Genomic DNA, 17,758 nt, shown 5'->3' on the forward strand with positions numbered 1-17,758 from the left:
GCCCCGACCCGACTCGACCCGGCGATATGCCGCAGACCGAAGGCGATCACTCCTGAGGCGCGAGATCACCCCGCCCGACGTCATCCGGCTCAGCCGGGAAATCGGCCCCGCGGGAGAGCGGTTCGCTCGCGCGGAGGTCGTCCAGGGTCGCTTCCAGGGTGGCGATCACCGCGTCGAACCCGCTGCCGCCCAGGACCAGCCGGTGCGGAGGCGTGTCCTGGGCCATCGCGGCGATCACCGCGCGGGCCCCGCGCTCCGGGTCCCCCGGCTGCCGGCCGTCCTGCTCGATCATGGCGGCGCGGACCTCTTCCAGCATCGGCCGGTACGCCGCGACGGGCTCCGCGACGGGCTCGTCGGCGAACCCGGCGTAGGCCCGGGTGCGGAACGCCCCGGGTTCCACCGCCAGCACCGAGATGCCCAGCGGCGCGACCTCGGCTCGCAGCACCTCGGTGACGGCCTCGATCGCGTATTTGGTGGCGCTGTAGTACCCGAACCCGACGATCCCGCGCAGTCCGGCGACCGAGGACATGTTCACGATCCAGCCGCTGCCCCGGGCCCGCATCCCGGGCAGGACGGCCCGGACCACCGACAGCACCGCGAAGAAGTTCAGCTCGAACATGCGGCGCACGTCCGCGTCGGCCATACCCTCGATCGACCCGTACCAGCCCCGGCCCGCGTTGTTGACCAGCACGTCGATGCCACCGAAACGCTCCTCGGCCGCCCGCACCGCCTGCTGGACCTGCTCCGGGTCGGTGACGTCCAGCGGCAGCACGAGCACCCGGTCTCCGTGCGTCCGCGCCCAGTCGGCGAGCTCTTCGGGCCGCCGTGCGGTCAGCACGACGCGGTCGCCGTATTCGAGCGCGGCGTCCGCGTATGCCATGCCGAACCCGCCCGGTGTCCCGCCGGTGATGAACCACGTTCTCATCGCTTTATCCGATCCACGATTCTTATCCTAAAAGTGAGTTTCATACCTCGATCGCCAGTTCGGCGATCGCCGATCCGCGCAGCGTGAAGCGGTAGTGCAGGTCGACCACCGCGCCCGGGAAGTCGCCCTCCAGGTGCTGCAGCACGTCGTAGTGCTCGTCGTCGACTCGGGCGGCCCCGGTCAGCTCGGTGGTGTAGGTGTACTCGACAGCCGCGCTGCTCAGCCAAGCCCGAATCTCGTCCCGGCCCCGGTGGACACGGCCGTCGTCGGCGACCACCGCGTCGGCGGTGTACGACCCGATCTCGGTTTCGACGTCGCGGGCCTGGTGCGCGGCCAGGTAGGCGGTGATCGTCGCAGGCAGCTCGGCCGGCGCGATCGTGGTTGCTCGACTCCAGTCAACGGTGCTCATGAGCCCACTGTGCGGTCTCCCGCCGGGAGAGAGTCCAACATTCGACCCTCCCCCGGCGGGAGAGCTCAGACTGGCAGCATGCGCACGGGACTGACGATCGGCGAGTTCGCCACGCTCACCCACCTGAGCGTGCGTACGCTGCGCCGCTACCACGAGGCGGGGCTGCTGGAACCGGCCAGCGTCGACCCGTTCACCGGCTACCGCTACTACACCGCCGACCAGATCCCGCCCGCGCAGGTCATCCACCGGCTCCGGGAGCTGGACGTCCCGCTGGCCGAGGTCAAGTCGATCCTGGCCACCGACGATCCGCAGCGCCGCGCCGACCTGGTCGCGGGCCATCTGCGCCGGTTGGAGGCGGAGCTGGACCGGACCCGGGCCGCCGTGGTGTCACTGCGGCAGCTGCTGCGCCCCGACCCTGCCGAGCTGCAGGTCGAGCTGCGCTCGGCGCCCGCCCGCACGGTCGCCGCGATCACCGGGGAGGTCGCGCTGGCCGACACGATCGCGTGGTACGCCGACGCGATGGCCGAACTGGACGCCGCTTACCCGGCACCCGAGCGCACCGGGCCGCCCGGCGGCCGCTACGCCAACGAGCTGTTCACCGGCGGCGCCGGGACGATGACCGTGTTCCGGCCCGTGGCCCGGCCGCGCGGGGCGGGCCGGATCGAGCCGCTCACGCTGCCGCCGACCGACCTGGCCGTGGCCGTCCACCGCGGCCCGCACGACGACATCGACGTCACCTACGGCCGGCTGGGCGCCTGGGTGGTCGAGCACGCCCTGGCCGTGAACGGGCCGATCCACGAGACCTACCTCGTCGGCCCGCGTGACACCGGGGAACCCGCCGGGTGGCGTACCGAGATCGGCTGGCCGGTCTTCCGGCTGGCCCCGCCCGCGACGGCAGCCGGAGCAGGCACCGAGGGGAGCCGGACTTCAGGCGATGGCCGGTGACGTGCCGGTGCGCCGGTCGTCGAGCACCAGCGGGCTGGACCACTGGCCGCCGCTGTAGCGCGACCAGACCAGGTGGCTGTCCCCCGCTTCACGCCAGACCATGATCAGGGAGCTCTTGCGGCTGTTCAGCGCCGGCACCATGCCGGTGGAGGCACCGTGCGGGAACACTTCCTGCGTCGACCATGTCGAGCCGTCGAACACCGACCAGAACATGTTGTCCTCCACCGCCCCCTTCCAGACCATGACCAGCCTTGATCCGTCGCTGCCCAGGGCGGGGCCGGTGGTGGTCCAGCGGTCTGGCAGCTGACCCGGCGGCGACCACGACGAGCCGCTGAGCACCGACCAGTACTGCCGCCGTCGGCGGCTTCCAGCCAGGCCATGTAAAGCTTCCCGCCGGCGCTGCCCAGCGCGGGGCTGCCCGCGGTGGCTCGCCCGCCGACGCTCCGCTGGTCGCTCCAGCGGGAGCCGTCGAGCGTCGACCAATAGATGCCGGTGTCGCCGTCGACGCCGCGCCAGGTCATGACGAGCCGGCTGCCGGACACGCCGAGGGCCGGTGCGGTCTCGGTGCGGCGGTCGTCGAGCCGGCGCGGCGACGTCCAGGCGCTGCCGTTGTAGGACGACCAGAAGATGTGGCTGTCGTCGGGTTCACGCCACGCCATGTAGACCTTGCCACCGACGGAGGCCAGCGCCGGGCTGGTGCGGGTGCTGCGGTCGGAGAACGCCCGTTGCTCACTCCACCGGCCGCCGGACAGCGTCGACCACCACAGGGTCGTCTGGTCGTCGACGCCCTTCCACACCATCGTGGCCGGGGCGGTGCCGGAGGTGTCGCCCCTGGTGGTGGAGGCTGTCGGCCGGTTCGCGGTTGCCGAAGGCGGCACGGTCGCCGGGGCACTCGCCGTCGGCGGCGGAGTGGGCGCCGCCGACGTGTCGTCGTCAGGTTCCGCACCGCCTGCGGGCCGGAACTGCAGCAGCACGCTGGTCAGTGCGATGAGCAGGGCCAGCGCCGCGGTGAGCATCGGCGCGCCCAGTCGCCTTTTCGGTGCTGCCGGGGTCGGCGTCGGTGACGAGGCCGTCGGCGATGGCGGGGATGCGGGTGCGGGTGCCGGGGTGTTCAGCGCCGCGCCGGCGACCAGCTGCCAGGCGGCGACGACACCGGTCATCACGGCCCCGAGCAGTACGAACGGGCGAAGCTTCTCTTCGACGTTCGTCGTCACGAGCGCCTGGATCGCCGTCGAGACGGCGACCGTCACGCCCAGCCCGATGACGGTCACCGCTCTTGCCCGAGGAGTCACACCGAGCATTATGGATAGACCGCGTATCGCTCGGCATCGACGATCAGTCTGATCGCGGTGACTGTCGGTCATCTGTCAGCATCGGCGCCACGACCACCGAGTACGCGGGCAGAAAGGGTCGGGCAGTGCTATTTCTTCTTCTCGGCATGGCCGCCGAACTGGCTGCGCATGGCGGAGAGGATCTTGTCGGTGTACTCGCCCAACCGCCGGGACTCGAAGCGTTCCATCAGCGACGTCGTGATGATCGTGGCCGGAACGCCTTCGTCCACGGCGGCGAGCACGGTCCAGCGTCCTTCGCCGGAGTCGGAGACCCGGCCGGTGAACTCCTCCAGCTCGGGCGAGCGGGCGTAGGCGTCGGCGGTGAGGTCGACCAGCCAGGAGCTGACAACCGATCCGCGCCGCCAGACCTCGGCGACCTCCGCGACGTCGATGTCGTACTGGTATGCCTCGGGGTCGCGCAGCGGGGTGGTCTCGGCGTCGACGACCTGGGTCGCCTTGCCGACGTCGGCGTGTTTGATGATGCTGAGCCCTTCGGCGATCGCGGCCATCATGCCGTACTCGACGCCGTTGTGGACCATCTTCACGAAGTGCCCCGCGCCGTTCGGGCCGCAGTGCAGGTAGCCGTCCGGGGCGGTGCCGTCGGTTCGGGTCCTGCTCGGCGTGGGTTCGGCGGAGCCCGCGCCGGGGGCGATCGTCTTGAAGATCGGGTCGAGCCGCCGCACGACCTCGGTCTCCCCACCGATCATGAGGCAGTAGCCGCGTTCGAGGCCCCAGACTCCCCCGCTGGTCCCGCAGTCCAGGTAGTGGATCTGCTGGGCGGCGAGTCGCTTGGCCCGCACGATGTCGTCGCGGTAGTAGGAGTTGCCGCCGTCGATCACGGCGTCGCCGGGCTCCAGCAGTGGGACGAGCTGGTCGAGTGTGGCGTCCACGATGGCGGCGGGCAGCATGAGCCAGGCGGTGCGGGGCTTGTCCAGCTTCGCCGCGAAGTCCTCCAGCGAGGCGGCGCCGGTCGCGCCCTCCCCTTCGAGTTCCTTGACCACGTCGGGGTTGACGTCGTACACGACGCAGCGGTGCCCGTCGCGCATCAGCCGCCGGACGAGGTTGGCCCCCATCCGGCCCAGCCCGACCATGCCGAGCTGCATGGGCCTGTCAGCCGCCATGTCCTGCTCCTCGGTGACGAGACGGTGTTCGGTTCAGGCTTTCAGCGACCGGTAGCGGCGGATCAGCGCATTGGTCGACGAGTCGTGGCCGAGTTCGGGTTCGGCGGCACTCTCCAGCTCCGGGATGATCGCCGCGGCCAGGACCTTGCCCAGCTCGACGCCCCACTGGTCGAAGGAGTCGATGTCCCAGACGATGCCCTGGGTGAACACGCTGTGCTCGTAGAGGGCGACCAGCGCGCCGAGGACGTGCGGGGTCAGTCTCTTGGCCAGCAGCACGTTGGTGGGGCGGTTTCCCTCCATGACCCGGTGCGGGACCACCGCCTCGGGGGTTCCTTCGTCCCGGACCTCCTGCTCGGTCTTGCCGAACGCGAGCGCCAGGGCCTGGGCGAAGACGTTCGAGGAGAGGATGTCGTGGTGGTCGCGCAGCGGGTTGAGGCTCTGCGCGAAGCCGATGAGGTCGACCGGGATCAGCCTGGTGCCCTGGTGGATCAGCTGGTAGAAGCTGTGCTGGCCGTTCGTGCCGGGCTCGCCCCAGTACACCGGGCCGGTCTGGTAGTCCACGGGCCGGCCGTCGAGGGTGACGTGTTTGCCGTTGGACTCCATGGTCAGCTGCTGCAGGTAGGCGGGGAAGCGTTTGAGGTACTGCTCGTACGGCATCACGCCGATCGAGGCCGCGCCGAAGAAGTCGGTGTACCAGACGGCGAGCATGCCCATCAGCACCGGGAGGTTGCGCTCCAGTGGGGCGGTGCGGAAGTGCTCGTCCATGTCGTGGAAGCCGGCCAGCAGCTGCCCGAACTGCTCGGGGCCCAGCGCCACCATCGTGGACAGGCCGATGGCCGAGTCCATCGAGTAGCGTCCGCCGACCCAGTCCCAGAAGCCGAACATGTTGGCGGTGTCGATCCCGAACTCGGCGACCCGTTCGGCGTTGGTGGACACAGCCACGAAGTGCTTGGCGATCGCGGCGGGGTCGCCGAGCCGGCTCAGCAGCCAGTCGCGTGCCGAGGTGGCGTTGGTCAGTGTCTCCAGGGTCCCGAAGGTCTTCGACGACACGATGAACAGCGTCTCGTCGGCCGCCAGGTCCCTCGTCGCCTCGACCAGGTCGGTGGAGTCGACGTTCGAGACGAACCGGAAAGTGAGGTTGCGGTCGGTGTAGTGGCGCAGCGCCTCGTACGCCATCACGGGGCCCAGGTCGGAGCCGCCGATGCCGATGTTGACGATGTTGCGGATCGGCTTTCCTGTGTGCCCCAGCCAGGTGCCAGCGCGGACCCTGTTCGCGAAGTCGGCCATCCGGTCCAGGACGTCGTGCACCTGCGCGACGACGTCGGTCCCGTCGACCACGAGCGAGGCGCCCTTCGGCATCCGCAGGGCCGTGTGCAGCACCGACCGGTTCTCCGACACGTTGATCCGGTCCCCGGCGAACATCGCGTCGCGGCGCGCTTCGAGATCCGACTCCCGGGCCAGCTGTGCCAGCAGGTCGAGCGTCTTGTCGGTGACGCGGTTCTTGGAGTAGTCGAGGTACAGGCCGGCGGCCTCGGCGGCGTACCGCTCGCCGCGGGAGGGGTCCTCGGCGAACAGCTCGCGCAGGTGGCGGCCTTCGATCTCGGTGTGGTGCTCGGTCAGAGCCCGGTAGGCCGGACGGTTACGCAACGGCTGGTTCGCCATTCCTCGTGCTCCACGGTTCGGGTCGGAGGGTCCGTCCGGTCAGCGCTTCCAGGGCGTGCATCCAGGTCGGGATCGGAACCCGACCCGGACCGATCAGTCCTTGACCGCCCCTGATACAGGTTTGCATCCCGAATGTCGCATCCTGACGATACGCCCGCGCGGGCTGTCGCAGGCGGTCAACCGGCCAAACGCGCAGACCCGCCCGGTCGTCAACGGCGGGTGCTCAGTCGCGCGCGTGGCCGTCGGCGGAGGCTTCGGGCGCGGTGAAGGCCTCGACCACCGCGGCGATGTCGGCGTCGCCGTGGCCGGCCGCGGACGCCCGCGCGTACAGGTCCCTTGTCACCGCCAGCAGTTGCGGCGCGAGCCCGGTCCGGCCTGCCGACTCCACTATCAGGTCCAGGTCTTTGCGTATCCCGTCGACCGCGAACGACGGCGCGTAGTCGCCGGACACCATGGCCGAGCCCTTGATCTGCGCGTACGGCGCGCCGGTCGGGGTGCCGTCGATCGCCTCCAGGAACAGCCGCGGGTCCACGCCGAGCGCCCGCGCGAACTGCACCGACTGCGCGACACCGGCGGTGAGCAGCGCCACCCAGGCGTTGCACACCAGCTTCAACGCGCTGGCCGGTCCCGGCTGGTCGCCGACCACGACGGTCCGTGAGCCGACCGCCTCGAACACCGGTCGGCATCGGGCCAGCAGCGACGGATCGCCGGAGGCGAGGACCACCAGCGTGCCGTCCTCGGCAGGTTTCTTGGTGCCGAGGACCGGCGCGTCGACGAGACGGGGCACGCCGTGGGCGAGTTCCCGGATGCCGTCGACGCCGACCGTCGCCGACTGGATCCATACCGCGTCCGGCTCCATCGCGGCGGTCAGCTCATCCTTGACGGAGCGCGTCGCGGCCGCGTCGAACAGCATGGTGACCACGGCCTGTGCGCCGGTCACCGCCGCCGAGACCGTCGACGCCGGCACCGCGCCGGTCGGGGCCAGTCTCCGGGCCCGCGCCGGGTCCCGGTTCCATACCGTCACCTCGTGGCCGGCGCGACGCAGCGATCGCGCCATTCCGGCGCCCATCGCACCGGCCCCTATCACCGCTACTCGCATCAGGCGCCTTTCGGTGTCTTGTCGGGCCGGCCGTCGAGGTGTTCGACGCCGGCCGGGCAGACCAGTTCCGGGGGCAGAGCCAGTCTACGGCCGGCCGGTCCGGTCGGGGGTATGAGCGGCGGCGGGCCGCCTGCCGGGTGGTCCGCCGCCGGGCGCATTGTCTTCAGCTTCGCGTCGCGGTGCGGCCGAGTCGGATGGCCGCGATGAGGAAGAAGACCGCTCCGGGAACGGCGTAGCCGATCGCGTTGGCCAGCGCCGGCTCGGCCGCCGCGGCAGCCGCGACGAACGACCCGCCGGCGAGGATGGACAGGCCACCGCTGATGATCATCGGCCACTGCCCGCCCATCCTGCGGCGGCGGGTGATCCCCACGATCAGCTGCACCAGGCCGGCCACCACGGCCCAGGCCCCCCACACCCGCAGGACCGCCGGGATGCCGGACGTGCCGGCGACGGCCAGGCCGACGGCGGCGAGCAGGCTGACGGCGACGTTCACGTACAGCAGGGCAGGCGAACCGGTGGCGCGGGTCGAGCGGGCGTCGATGATCGCGGCGGCGACGTCGACCAGCGGATAGAGCACGAACAGCGCGACGGCCGACGGGTTGAGGCCGTCGGCGATCGCGAAAGTCACGGCGGCCCAGACGATGGCGAACACGAAGCGGGCGAAGTACAGCCGCCGCAGTGCGGCCGCCGTCGTCGAGATTCCGGAAGCAGTGAGGGTGGTCATGACGATCCTTCGCGTAGTGGAGAGGGGGCTGCGACCAGCGGATCCGCTGCCGGCGCCACGGGAGACCGAACGTTCTGTTCCGTCAACAGTGGCCCGGATCATGTCGACTGTCAAGACCGAACGTTCTATCTATGACGTATCAGCCAGCCTACAGCAAGACCGAACGTTCTTTCGCTAGGATGGGCCGCATGGTGCGTGCAGAGCTCGAAACCCGGCCGTCCGAGGCGCGACTTCGGCTCCTGACCACAGCGAGCACGATCTTCTACGCGGAGGGCATCCACTCTGTGGGTGTCGAACGGATCATCTCCGCGGCGAAGGTGACCCGGGCCACCTTCTATCGGCACTTCCCCGGCAAGGAGGACCTTGTCCTGGCCTATCTGCAGGGCGCCGACGAAAGCATCCGCAGTCAGGTGGCAGCGGCCGTCGCCACCAGCCCGTCGGCGAGCGACGCCGTCCGGGCCATCGCGGCCGGGATCGCCGCGGCCATCCAGTCACCCGGCTTTCGGGGATGCGCCTTCCTCAATGCCGTGGCCGAGTATCCCGATCCCGACCACCCGGTGCACCGCGCCGTCCTCGCGCACCGGCAGTGGTTCCTCGACACGATCAACGCCCTCATGACGAGCATCGAGCCGACCGACGCCGAGCCCGCCGCGCAGCACATCGTCATGCTGCGCGACGGCGCCATGGCGGCCGGATGCCTGTTCGACCCCGCTGCCATCCGCGAGACCTTCCTGCGCGGCGTCGACGGACTCGTCCGGATCCACAGCTCGCGTCGGCCTTCCTGACCGCCGCGCCGGCGGCGCTGAATCGTGCGGAGCCGCCGGGTCTGCGGCTAACGCACCAGCGGCAGTGCCGCGAGCAGCGGTGCCGCGTGGTCGAGCCACAGCTTGGCGAGCAGGTCGGTGCCGTCCGGGCTCAGGTGGACGCCGTCGGGTGCGAGCCCGGCCGGGTCCCCGACGGAGTTGAGCGCGGTGTCGGCGGGAACGAGCACGGCGCCGTAGTCGCGCGCGAGGTCGCGTACGATATCGATCTTGGGTTCGAGGTCTTCGCGCCACTCGACCTGCTCGGCCCGCACGGGCAGCAGGAACGGCTCGACGAGCACGAGCGCGGTGCCGGCGGCGGCCAGCGGGTCGAGCAGCGCCCGGTAGTTCACCTCGAAATCGGCCGTGGTCGTGTGCGTGCCGCTGTCGTAGCGCCGCCAGGTGTCGTTGACGCCGACGAGCACGCTGACCAGCGACGGGTGTTCGGCCAGTACGTCGTGCGCCCACCGGGCGCGCAGGTCGCGGGTGGTGTCGCCACTGATGCCCCGGTTGATCCAGCGGGCCCGGCCGGCCAGGGCGCGGGTGATGCGCAGGACGTAGCCGTCGCCGAGTCCGGCGGGGTCGGTGCGGCGGTCGCAATCGGTGATGCTGTCACCGGCGAACAGGACGGTCGGCGGGGTCATGGCTGGATCCTTTCGAGGTCGAAGAGCATGGCCTGCTGAGGGTTGAGGGTCGGCAGCGGCACGCCCGCGACGGCGAGCACTGCGCCGGACAGTTCGACCGGGCCGCGGCGGGCCTGGGTGATCCAGGCGGGGTCGTGGCCCTGGTGGCGGCTGGCGGTGCCGAGTTCCTCGCGGACGGCGACGCGATAGCGGGCGGCAGGGTCGAGGCCGGGGAAGCGGACGCGGCCGGACTGGCCTGCCGCCGAGGTGTGCAGCCGGGCCCAGGTGAACAGGGCGCGGGTGCCGTCGTGGGCGACGGTGCCGTACAGGGCGGTGGCGTCGTCGGCGAGGTCGGCGTTGACGACGCGGCCGGTGTGCAGCAGCGGGCGCAGCTCGCGGTAGAGCCGCGACCAGGCGGTGATGGCGGCGAGTTCGGTGTCGCTGACGGCGGTCAGGTCCTGTTCGATACCGGCGTGCGCGGTCAGGGAGGTGATGAGCCGGAACGACAGGTCGGTGGTGCGGGAGGTGGTGTGGGAGCGTGCCGCGCCCAGGTGCGAACCGATGAGTTCGGGGGGTACGAGGGCGCGGGTCCACCGTTCGATCTGGACGCGTTCGACGGGGTCGTTGCAGTCGGAGGCCCATACCCGGTCGGTGCGGTCGAGGATGGCCAGGTCGATGCGGCCGCCGCCGCCGGAGCAGGTCTCGATCTCCAGGCGGGGGTGGCGGGTGCGCAGTTCGTCGAGCAGCCGGTAGAGGGCGCGGGTCTGCCCGCGTACGGCGGGGCGGTCGCCGTCCGGTGCGCGGCTGACGGCTTCGAGCAGGTCGCGGTTGTGGTCCCACTTGAGGTAGTCGATGGCGTGGGCGGCGACCAGGTCGTCGATGCGGGCCAGCAGGTAGGCGTAGGCGTCGGGGCGGGCGATGTCGAGCACGTACTGCTGCCGGGCGCTGGGGCCGAGGCCGGCGCGGGGGCCGAGGATCCAGTCGGGGTGCTGCCGGGCGAGCCGGGAGTCGAGGTTGACCATCTCGGGTTCGAACCAGAGCCCGAACTGCATGCCGTGGGCGCGTACGACCTTGACGAACGGGTCGAGCCCGTCGGGCCAGACGTCGCGGTCGACGTGCCAGTCGCCCAGGCCCGCGGTGTCGTCGCGGCGGCCGTGGAACCAGCCGTCGTCGAGCACGATGCGTTCGACGCCGACGGCGGCGGCGCGTTCGGCCAGCCGGGTGAGCCGGTCGAGGTCGTGGTCGAAGTAAACGGCCTCCCAGGTGTTGAGCACGAGCGGCCGGGCGGTGGCGGGGTGGTGCGGGCGGGCGCGCAGCCGCCGGTGCAGGCGGTCGGTGACGCCGTCGGTGCCGGTGCCGGACCAGGTGAACAGGACCGTGGGCGCGTCGTAGCGGTCGCCGTCGGCGAGGATGACCTCGCCGGAGTGCAGGGCTTCGCCCGCGCCGAGCACGGCGGCGAACGCGCCGGGGGCTTCGGGCAGGCGTTCGGCCAGGTAGCGCTGCTCGCCGCTCCAGGCCAGGTGCATGGCCCAGACTTCGCCGTGGCCGAAGCCGAAGCCGTCGGTGCCGGCCAGCAACAGGTAGGGCGAGTCGTGTCCGGGCTTGCCGCGGTGGGTGGCGCGCAGATGGGTGCCGAAGGCGAACCGGGTGCGCTGGGGGGCGCGTTCGCGGCACCACTTGCCGGTGAAGTCGAGCAGTTCGGTGGCGCGTTCGGGCACGGGCAGCAGGGCGAGCAGCCCGTCGAGGGTGTACGGCACCGCGCCGCCGGCCGGGTCGAGGGCGGCGTCGCGCTGCACGCTCATCGACACGGCGAGCACGCCGTGCGGGTCGAGTTCGTAGGTGATCGCGCAGCGCAGGGCGGTGACCCGGTCGAGGAGGCGGAACTCGATCCGGCCGCCGACACCGTCGGGCGGCAGTTCGATGTGGTGGGTGTCGAGCACGGGCCGGGGTGTGGTGGCGCGGCCGAGGGCGTTGCCGGTCTGCGCGGTCGTGCCGGACCAGCCGTCGTGGGCGGTGGGCCAGACCGACAGCACGCGCGGTTGGTCCGGTGAGTTGTTGAGGATCGCGGGTTCGGCGGTGTGGCGCAGGTCGTCGTAGCGGCCGTCGGCCGGGTCGCCGAGGTCCGCACCCCAGTGCAGGACACGGGGGGTGGGATGGCGCACCTCGACGACGAGGGCCGCGCCTCCGGCACGCAGGGCGAGTACGGCTGGGGTGCCGGATTGCATGGCTGAGAGCCTCCGTGGACGTTACGACAAGGTTACTTGACGCCGTAAATTAATCATGTTTAGTCTGTCGCGGCAAGCGCAGGAGCAGATCGAAAACCCCCGCCGTGGCAACGGCGCGACAGATCGAACATGCGGGAGCAGGACCAATGACGCTCTTGGAAACACCGGCCGGCGAAACGCGGCCACCACAGCAGGCAAGGCGGCGGCGCGGCAGGGGCCGGGGCGCGATGAACGCGGACTCCCCCGCTCACCGCGGCGACGCCCGGCTGGCGTGGGTGCTGATCGCGCCGTCCCTGATCGGGTTCGCGGTGTTCGCGGTCTACCCGACGCTGCGCGGGCTCTACCTGAGCTTCACCGACTTCGCGGTGCTCACCCCGCCGACGTGGGTCGGCTTCGACAACTACGTCAAGCTCGCCGCCGACGACGTCTTCTGGTCCGCGCTGGGTGTCACCGTCTACTTCGTCGCGCTGTCGGTGACCATCAGCCTGGCCGTCTCGGTCGTGACCGCGGCGGTGCTGCACCGCCTCACGTCCTCGACCGTCATCCGCGGCCTGATCATCCTGCCGTTCCTCATCTCCGCGGTCGTCGCCGCGACCGTGTGGTCGTGGATGCTCGACGCGCAACTCGGCATCGTCAACATCGCCATCGAGGCGCTCGGCGGCGACAGCGTGCGCTTCCTGACCTCCCGCGAATGGGCGATCCCGTCGATCGCGCTGATCAACGTGTGGAAGCAGATGGGTTACACGTCGATCATCATCTTCGCCGGCCTGCAGACCATCCCGCCCACCGTCTACGAGGCCGGGCGCATCGACGGCGCGAGCGAGCTGCAGATGTTCCGCAAGCTCACGCTGCCCCTGCTGCGCCCGATCCTGGCCCTGGTGCTGGTCCTCAACGTCATCGGCGCGTTCCAGGTGTTCGACATCGTCCAGGTCACCACGAAGGGCGGGCCGGCCAACGCCTCCAACGTGCTGCAGATGCTGATCTACAGCAAGGCGTTCGGGCAGTTCGACTTCGGCTACGCCTCGGCGATGTCGTTCGCGCTGTTCGCGATCCTGCTCGTCATCACGTTCCTGCAGATGCGCCTGCTGCGCGCCAACGAATCGGAGGTCAGCGCATGACCGCCACCGCCACCGGCCGCCGGCGCGGCTGGACCGTCGGCAAGGCCTTCGCCTGGACGTACCTGCTCGGCGTGCTCTTCGTGACGATCTTCCCGTTCTACTGGATCCTGCGCACCGCGCTGTCGGACAACTACGCGCTCATGGCGCAACCCGACTCGATCCTGCCCGCGGGCTTCACCTGGGGACCGTTCCGGCGGGTGCTCGGGCTGGCCACGACCCAGGAGTCCATCGCCGAGGGCGGCTCGGGCGCGTCCGTCGAACTCGGCCACTTCCTGGTCAACTCCGTCATCTACGCGACGCTGTCCACCGCGCTCATCGTGTTCTTCTCCACCATCGCCGCGTACGCCTTCGCCCGCCTGCACTGGCGCGGCCGCGACCTGGTGTTCAACCTGTTCCTCACCGCGCTGATGGTGCCCGGCATCCTCACCCTGCTGCCGAACTTCGTGCTGGTGAAGGAACTCGGCCTGCTCAACACCTTCGCCGGGATGGTTCTGCCCGGGTCGCTGTTCTCCGCTTTCAACATCTTCTTCCTGCGGCAGTTCATGCTCGGCCTGTCCACCGAGATCGAGGAGGCGGCGCTGCTCGACGGCGCGGGCCGGCTTCGCGTGCTGTTCGGCATCACCCTGCCGATGACCAGCGGACCCGTCATCACCCTGTCGATCCTGGGCTTCATCGGCATGTGGAACGACTACTTCTGGCCGCTGCTGGTCACCAGCGACGAGTCCGTGCAGCCGCTGACCCTCGCGCTGGCGGTGTTCAAGCAGTCATCGCCGCAGGCACAGCCCGACTGGGCCGGCCTGATGGCGGCGACGCTGGTCGCGGCCCTGCCGATGCTCGCGCTGTTCATGGTGTTCGGCAAGCGCATCGTCAACTCCATCGGTTTCTCCGGGGTGAAGTGATGACGCCGACGCTGCGCCTTGCCTGGGCCCGACCCGCCCGGGAGTGGGTCGAGGCCACACCGCTGGGCAACGGGCGCATCGGCGCGATGGCCTTCGGCGGCGCCCAGGCCCGGTTCCAGGTCAACGACGCCACGGTCTGGTCCGGGCACCCCGATGGACCGGCCGACGCCCTGGACGACCTCATCGCGGGCGGAGCCGGTCCGGCCCGCCTGGCCGAGATCCGCGCCGCCATCGACGCCGAGGACCTGCGCCGGGCCGAAGCGCTGCTGATGAGTTTCCAGGGCCCGTACTCCCAGGAGTTCCTGCCGTTCGTCGACCTGGTGGTGGAAACCCGCGGCGCGGCCACCGCACCCGGCCGGGCCGCCCGCGTGCTCGACCTCGACGAAGCACACCTGAGCGAGGCGCTGCACGTCGACGGGATCGCCGTCACCCGACGCAGCTACGTCAGCGCGCCGGCCGGCTGCCTGCTCGTCGAATACCTCGCCGACTCCCCCGTGCTCGACGTCGACCTGCGCCTGTCGACCCCGCTGCGGCAAGCCGGACGCGGCACCACCGCGACCACGCTGATCCTCGACGTGGTCGCGCCGGTCGACGGCGCACCCGCCCACGAACCCTCGGTCGTACCCGCACACCGGTATCTCGACGGTGCCGGATTCGACCACTTCGCGACCGCGGCACTGGCGGTCCGAAGCGACGGAACCCACGGTTCCGCCGGTGACACCCTGCAGATCCGCGGGGCGAGCCGGCTGCTGATCGCACTGTCGACGTCGAGCAGGGCTGCACTGTGGTGGGCTGACCCTGACGGCGGCGGCTGGCGGACCTCCTCCCGCGAGGAGATCCGGGAGCACGCCCGCTCGACCGCGGAAGCCGCCCTGCGGCGCACCGCCGACGAGCTGTTCACCGAGCACCTCGCCGACGTGCGGGACCATGCCTCGGGGGCGCGCTTCGCGATCGGCGGCCGGCGCGGCGGCACCTGGGACACCGACACCGACGTGCTGCGCGGCGACGACGAAGGCCTGCGCGCCACCGTGCTCGCCGAGTACGGCCGCTACCTGCTCGCAGCCGCCTCACGCACCGGCGGACCCGCCGCGAACCTGCAGGGCATCTGGAACGACGAGCTGCGCCCGCCCTGGTCGTCCAACTACACCATCAACATCAACACGCAGATGAACTACTGGCCCGCGCCGGTGGCCGGGCTCGACCACTCGGTCGAGCCGCTGACCGCGCTCGTGCGGCGGATGGCCCGTACCGGATCCGAGGTCGCCGCCCGCCTCTACGGGGCCCGCGGCTGGGTCGCCCACCACAACAGCGACCTGTGGGGCTGGAGCCTGCCGGTCGGCATGGGACACGGCGGGCCGAGCTGGGCGATGTGGATGATGGGCGGCGTCTGGCTCACCCACAACCTGTGGGACCGCTACGAGTTCACCGGCGACCGCGACCTGCTCGCCCACACCGTCTGGCCGCTCATGCGCGGCGCGACCCTGTTCTGCCTCGACTGGCTCGTCGACGACCCGGCCACCGGCGGCCTGCGGACCGTCCCGTCGACCTCCCCCGAAAACCTGTACGTCGGCCCCGACGGCCGGCCCGAGGCGATCGGCGTGTCCACCACGACCGATCTGGCCCTGATCCGGGCCCTGTTCGAACGCTCCCGCACCGCCATCGCCGTGCTCGGCGCCGACGACCCGATCGACGCCGAACTGGCCGCCGCCCTCGACCGGTTCCCCCGGCTCGCCGCCGGACCCGACGGACGGCTGCGCGAATGGTCGACCGACGCCGTCGACGTCGACCCGCACCACCGGCACCTGTCTCCGCTGGTCGCCCTGTACCCCCTCGACCTGATCGACCCGGCCCGCACCCCCGAGCTCGCCGACGCCGCACGCCGTTTCCTCGACGGCCGCGGCCCCGGCGCGATGGGCTGGTCCTGGGCGTGGAAGGTCGCGCTGCGGGCCCGGCTCGGCGACGCCGACCACGCCCGCGAACTGCTGCTAGAAGCGTTCACGCCGTTCGACCGCGACCACCGCAGGCTCGCCCCGGTCGACGGGTCCGAGTGGGGCGGGCTGCTGCCGAACCTGTTCAGCACCCACCCGCCGTTCCAGATCGACGGCAACTACGGGTTCACGGCCGCCATCGCCGAGATGCTGGTCCAGAGCCACGGTGGCCGCTTGCGGCTGCTGCCGGCCCTGCCCGCGGCCTGGCCCGAGGGTCAGGTGACCGGCCTGCGCGCCCGCGGCGGCCGTGAAGTCGACCTTGCCTGGAGCGGCGGCGTGCTCGAACGTGCCGCCGTCCGCGACCGCACCGGGCTCGCGCAGCGGATCACCGTCGAGCACGACGGCCAGACATACGAACTGGACCTGCCGCCGCACGGCGAGGTCATCCTGCCCGGCGTGTGAACGCCCGGCCCACAGACCCACCACAACACATCACGCACACCCGATCGGGCGTCAGCGACGGCGCCCCGCCACCCACAGTGAGGAACTCGTGAAACCGCAGCGAATCGCATCGGCGTTAGCGTTCGTCGTCATCGCCGCCTCCGCGCTCACCGCCTGCTCGACCACCGACGAGACCAGCGCCGGCAGCGGCACGGTCAACTGGTGGACCTGGGACGAGCGGCAGGCCGCCTCGTACCAGAAGTGCCTGCCCGGCTTCCAGAAGGACAACCCCGGCATCACCGTCAAGATCTCCCAGTACGGTGTGGGCGACTACTTCACCAAGCTCACCGCCGGGTTCGTCTCCGGGGCCGCCCCGGACGCGTTCCAGAACAGCGTGCCGTTGCTGGGCGCCTACGCCGGCCAGAAGCAGATCATGCCGCTCGACGACCTGATCAAGAAGACCGGCTACGACCTGAAGGTCTTCAACATCGGCGTCGACTCGTGGAAGTACACCGACGGCAAGCAGTACGGCATCCCGCTGGACTGGGCCGGGGCCGCCATCTACTTCAACGAGGCCAAAGTGACCGAGGCGGGCCTGACCGCCGAGCAGGTCCAGAACATGACCTGGAACCCCGACGACGGCGGCACCTTCGACGACATCGTCGCGCACCTCACCGTCGACAAGAACGGCGTCCGCGGCGACCAGGCCGGATTCGACAAGACCAAGGTCGCCACCTACGGCATCGGCAGCCTCGCCTCCGGTGACTTCAACGGCCAGACCTCGTGGAACTCGTTCGTGTCCACCCTGGGCTGGCGCATGGGCGACAAGCCGGCGTGGCCGACCCGCTTCCAGTACGACAGCCCCGAGTTCGTCAAGACCCTCGAGTACGTGCGCGGTCTCGGCGACCGCGGCCTGATGCCCGCCTACGGCCAGCTGACGGTCTCCGGCAGCCAGCAGGTCGGCTCCGGAACCGTCGCGATGATCCAGGGCGGCACCTGGGACGCGACCTCGATCACGAAGATCCCGGGCGTCAAGGTCGGCATCGCGCCGACCGTCAAGGGCCCGAAGGGCCGCTCGATGATCTCCAACTCCAACGCCAACAACATCTACGTCGGCACCAAGAACCTCGACGCGACGTGGAAGTGGGTCACCTACATGGGATCGGAGGCGTGCCAGTCGGCCGCCGGCGTCGACGCCACGTTCCTGCCCTCCATCGCCAAGTCGCTGCAGGCCGCCGTCGACGCGCAGAAGGCCCAGGGGCTCGACCTGTCGGGCTTCGTCAACGCGCTGAACAACGGCGAGCTGTGGGCGGCCCCGCCGACGGCCAACGGCCAGGAACTCGCCGACACGATCAAGCCGCTGTTCGAGGCGTACTTCAGCGGTGAGCGCGACAAGAACGTGTTCGGTGAGATGGCGAAGAAGACCGAGGAGATCCTCGCCGAGTGACACCCGGTGCGGGGGTGGGAACGGCGTTCGCGCCCGCCCCCGCACCTCTACGGTATTGCTT

At 70.7% G+C, this 17,758-nt stretch carries 16 protein-coding genes; 6 read left to right on the forward strand and 10 right to left on the reverse strand.

Translation table 11 applies throughout. The features are described from left to right. Positions 1 to 46: 46 nt before the first annotated feature. Entirely contained in the window at positions 47 to 925 is an 879-nt protein-coding gene (locus AB0B66_RS24935) for an SDR family NAD(P)-dependent oxidoreductase (RefSeq protein WP_360534331.1), read from the reverse strand. A 40-nt stretch (positions 926 to 965) separates the two neighbouring features. Beyond that, complete coding sequence (locus AB0B66_RS24940) at positions 966 to 1,334, reverse strand: nuclear transport factor 2 family protein (protein WP_360534333.1); 369 nt, start codon at positions 1,332 to 1,334, stop codon at positions 966 to 968. A gap of 78 nt (positions 1,335 to 1,412) precedes the next feature. Here AB0B66_RS24940 and AB0B66_RS24945 point away from each other — a divergent pair, with 78 nt between their 5' ends. Continuing rightward, positions 1,413 to 2,279, forward strand: coding sequence for a MerR family transcriptional regulator (locus tag AB0B66_RS24945; protein WP_360534335.1), 867 nt, complete (start codon positions 1,413 to 1,415; stop codon positions 2,277 to 2,279). Here the strand turns inward: AB0B66_RS24945 and AB0B66_RS24950 are convergent. From AB0B66_RS24950 to AB0B66_RS24975, 6 genes are all read right to left on the reverse strand, one after another. Further along, on the reverse strand, positions 2,262 to 2,420 hold the full coding sequence (locus AB0B66_RS24950) for a hypothetical protein (protein WP_360534337.1): 159 nt from the start codon (positions 2,418 to 2,420) through the stop codon (positions 2,262 to 2,264). The genes AB0B66_RS24945 and AB0B66_RS24950 overlap by 18 nt on opposite strands. Further along, positions 2,405 to 3,571, reverse strand: coding sequence for a hypothetical protein (locus tag AB0B66_RS24955; RefSeq protein WP_360534339.1), 1,167 nt, complete (start codon positions 3,569 to 3,571; stop codon positions 2,405 to 2,407). Before AB0B66_RS24955 ends, AB0B66_RS24950 begins: the two co-directional genes overlap by 16 nt. 128 nt (positions 3,572 to 3,699) lie before the next feature. Continuing rightward, positions 3,700 to 4,731, reverse strand: coding sequence for a phosphogluconate dehydrogenase (NAD(+)-dependent, decarboxylating) (gnd, locus tag AB0B66_RS24960; RefSeq protein WP_360534341.1), 1,032 nt, complete (start codon positions 4,729 to 4,731; stop codon positions 3,700 to 3,702). 33 nt (positions 4,732 to 4,764) lie between these two features. Further along, positions 4,765 to 6,393 (reverse strand): glucose-6-phosphate isomerase, encoded by a 1,629-nt coding sequence (pgi, locus tag AB0B66_RS24965; protein WP_360534343.1) that lies wholly within the window; start codon positions 6,391 to 6,393, stop codon positions 4,765 to 4,767. Positions 6,394 to 6,616: 223 nt separating this feature from the next. Further along, on the reverse strand, positions 6,617 to 7,552 hold the full coding sequence (locus AB0B66_RS24970; RefSeq protein ID WP_360534512.1) for an NAD(P)-dependent oxidoreductase: 936 nt from the start codon (positions 7,550 to 7,552) through the stop codon (positions 6,617 to 6,619). A gap of 103 nt (positions 7,553 to 7,655) precedes the next feature. Continuing rightward, positions 7,656 to 8,216, reverse strand: coding sequence for a hypothetical protein (locus AB0B66_RS24975; RefSeq protein ID WP_360534345.1), 561 nt, complete (start codon positions 8,214 to 8,216; stop codon positions 7,656 to 7,658). 179 nt (positions 8,217 to 8,395) lie between these two features. Between AB0B66_RS24975 and AB0B66_RS24980 the strand changes: the two genes are divergently transcribed. Then, the gene (locus AB0B66_RS24980; RefSeq protein ID WP_360534347.1) at positions 8,396 to 9,001 is read left to right on the forward strand and encodes a TetR/AcrR family transcriptional regulator; all 606 of its coding nucleotides are present in this window, start codon (positions 8,396 to 8,398) and stop codon (positions 8,999 to 9,001) included. A 47-nt stretch (positions 9,002 to 9,048) separates the two neighbouring features. On the opposite strand, the gene AB0B66_RS24985 is transcribed toward AB0B66_RS24980, so the two are convergent. Together AB0B66_RS24985 and AB0B66_RS24990 are read right to left on the reverse strand one after the other, a co-directional pair. After that, positions 9,049 to 9,660, reverse strand: coding sequence for a GDSL-type esterase/lipase family protein (locus AB0B66_RS24985; protein ID WP_360534349.1), 612 nt, complete (start codon positions 9,658 to 9,660; stop codon positions 9,049 to 9,051). Then, the gene (locus AB0B66_RS24990; RefSeq protein WP_360534351.1) at positions 9,657 to 11,864 is read right to left on the reverse strand and encodes an alpha-galactosidase; all 2,208 of its coding nucleotides are present in this window, start codon (positions 11,862 to 11,864) and stop codon (positions 9,657 to 9,659) included. The genes AB0B66_RS24985 and AB0B66_RS24990 overlap by 4 nt, the downstream gene beginning before the upstream one ends. A gap of 227 nt (positions 11,865 to 12,091) precedes the next feature. Here AB0B66_RS24990 and AB0B66_RS24995 point away from each other — a divergent pair, with 227 nt between their 5' ends. The 4 genes from AB0B66_RS24995 to AB0B66_RS25010 all read left to right on the forward strand — a co-directional run bounded on the left by AB0B66_RS24995 (position 12,092) and on the right by AB0B66_RS25010 (position 17,697). Further along, on the forward strand, positions 12,092 to 12,982 hold the full coding sequence (locus AB0B66_RS24995; protein WP_360534353.1) for a sugar ABC transporter permease: 891 nt from the start codon (positions 12,092 to 12,094) through the stop codon (positions 12,980 to 12,982). Next, positions 12,979 to 13,881: a carbohydrate ABC transporter permease gene (locus AB0B66_RS25000; RefSeq protein WP_360534355.1), complete on the forward strand. Its 903-nt coding sequence runs from the start codon at positions 12,979 to 12,981 to the stop codon at positions 13,879 to 13,881. Before AB0B66_RS24995 ends, AB0B66_RS25000 begins: the two co-directional genes overlap by 4 nt. Next, positions 13,881 to 16,271: a glycoside hydrolase N-terminal domain-containing protein gene (locus tag AB0B66_RS25005; RefSeq protein WP_360534357.1), complete on the forward strand. Its 2,391-nt coding sequence runs from the start codon at positions 13,881 to 13,883 to the stop codon at positions 16,269 to 16,271. The genes AB0B66_RS25000 and AB0B66_RS25005 overlap by 1 nt, the downstream gene beginning before the upstream one ends. A gap of 88 nt (positions 16,272 to 16,359) precedes the next feature. Next, positions 16,360 to 17,697 (forward strand): sugar ABC transporter substrate-binding protein, encoded by a 1,338-nt coding sequence (locus AB0B66_RS25010; RefSeq protein ID WP_360534359.1) that lies wholly within the window; start codon positions 16,360 to 16,362, stop codon positions 17,695 to 17,697. Positions 17,698 to 17,758: the final 61 nt, after the last annotated feature.

The organism is Catellatospora sp. NPDC049111 (assembly GCF_040648615.1).
Classification (GTDB): Bacteria; Actinomycetota; Actinomycetes; order Mycobacteriales; family Micromonosporaceae; genus Catellatospora; species Catellatospora aurea.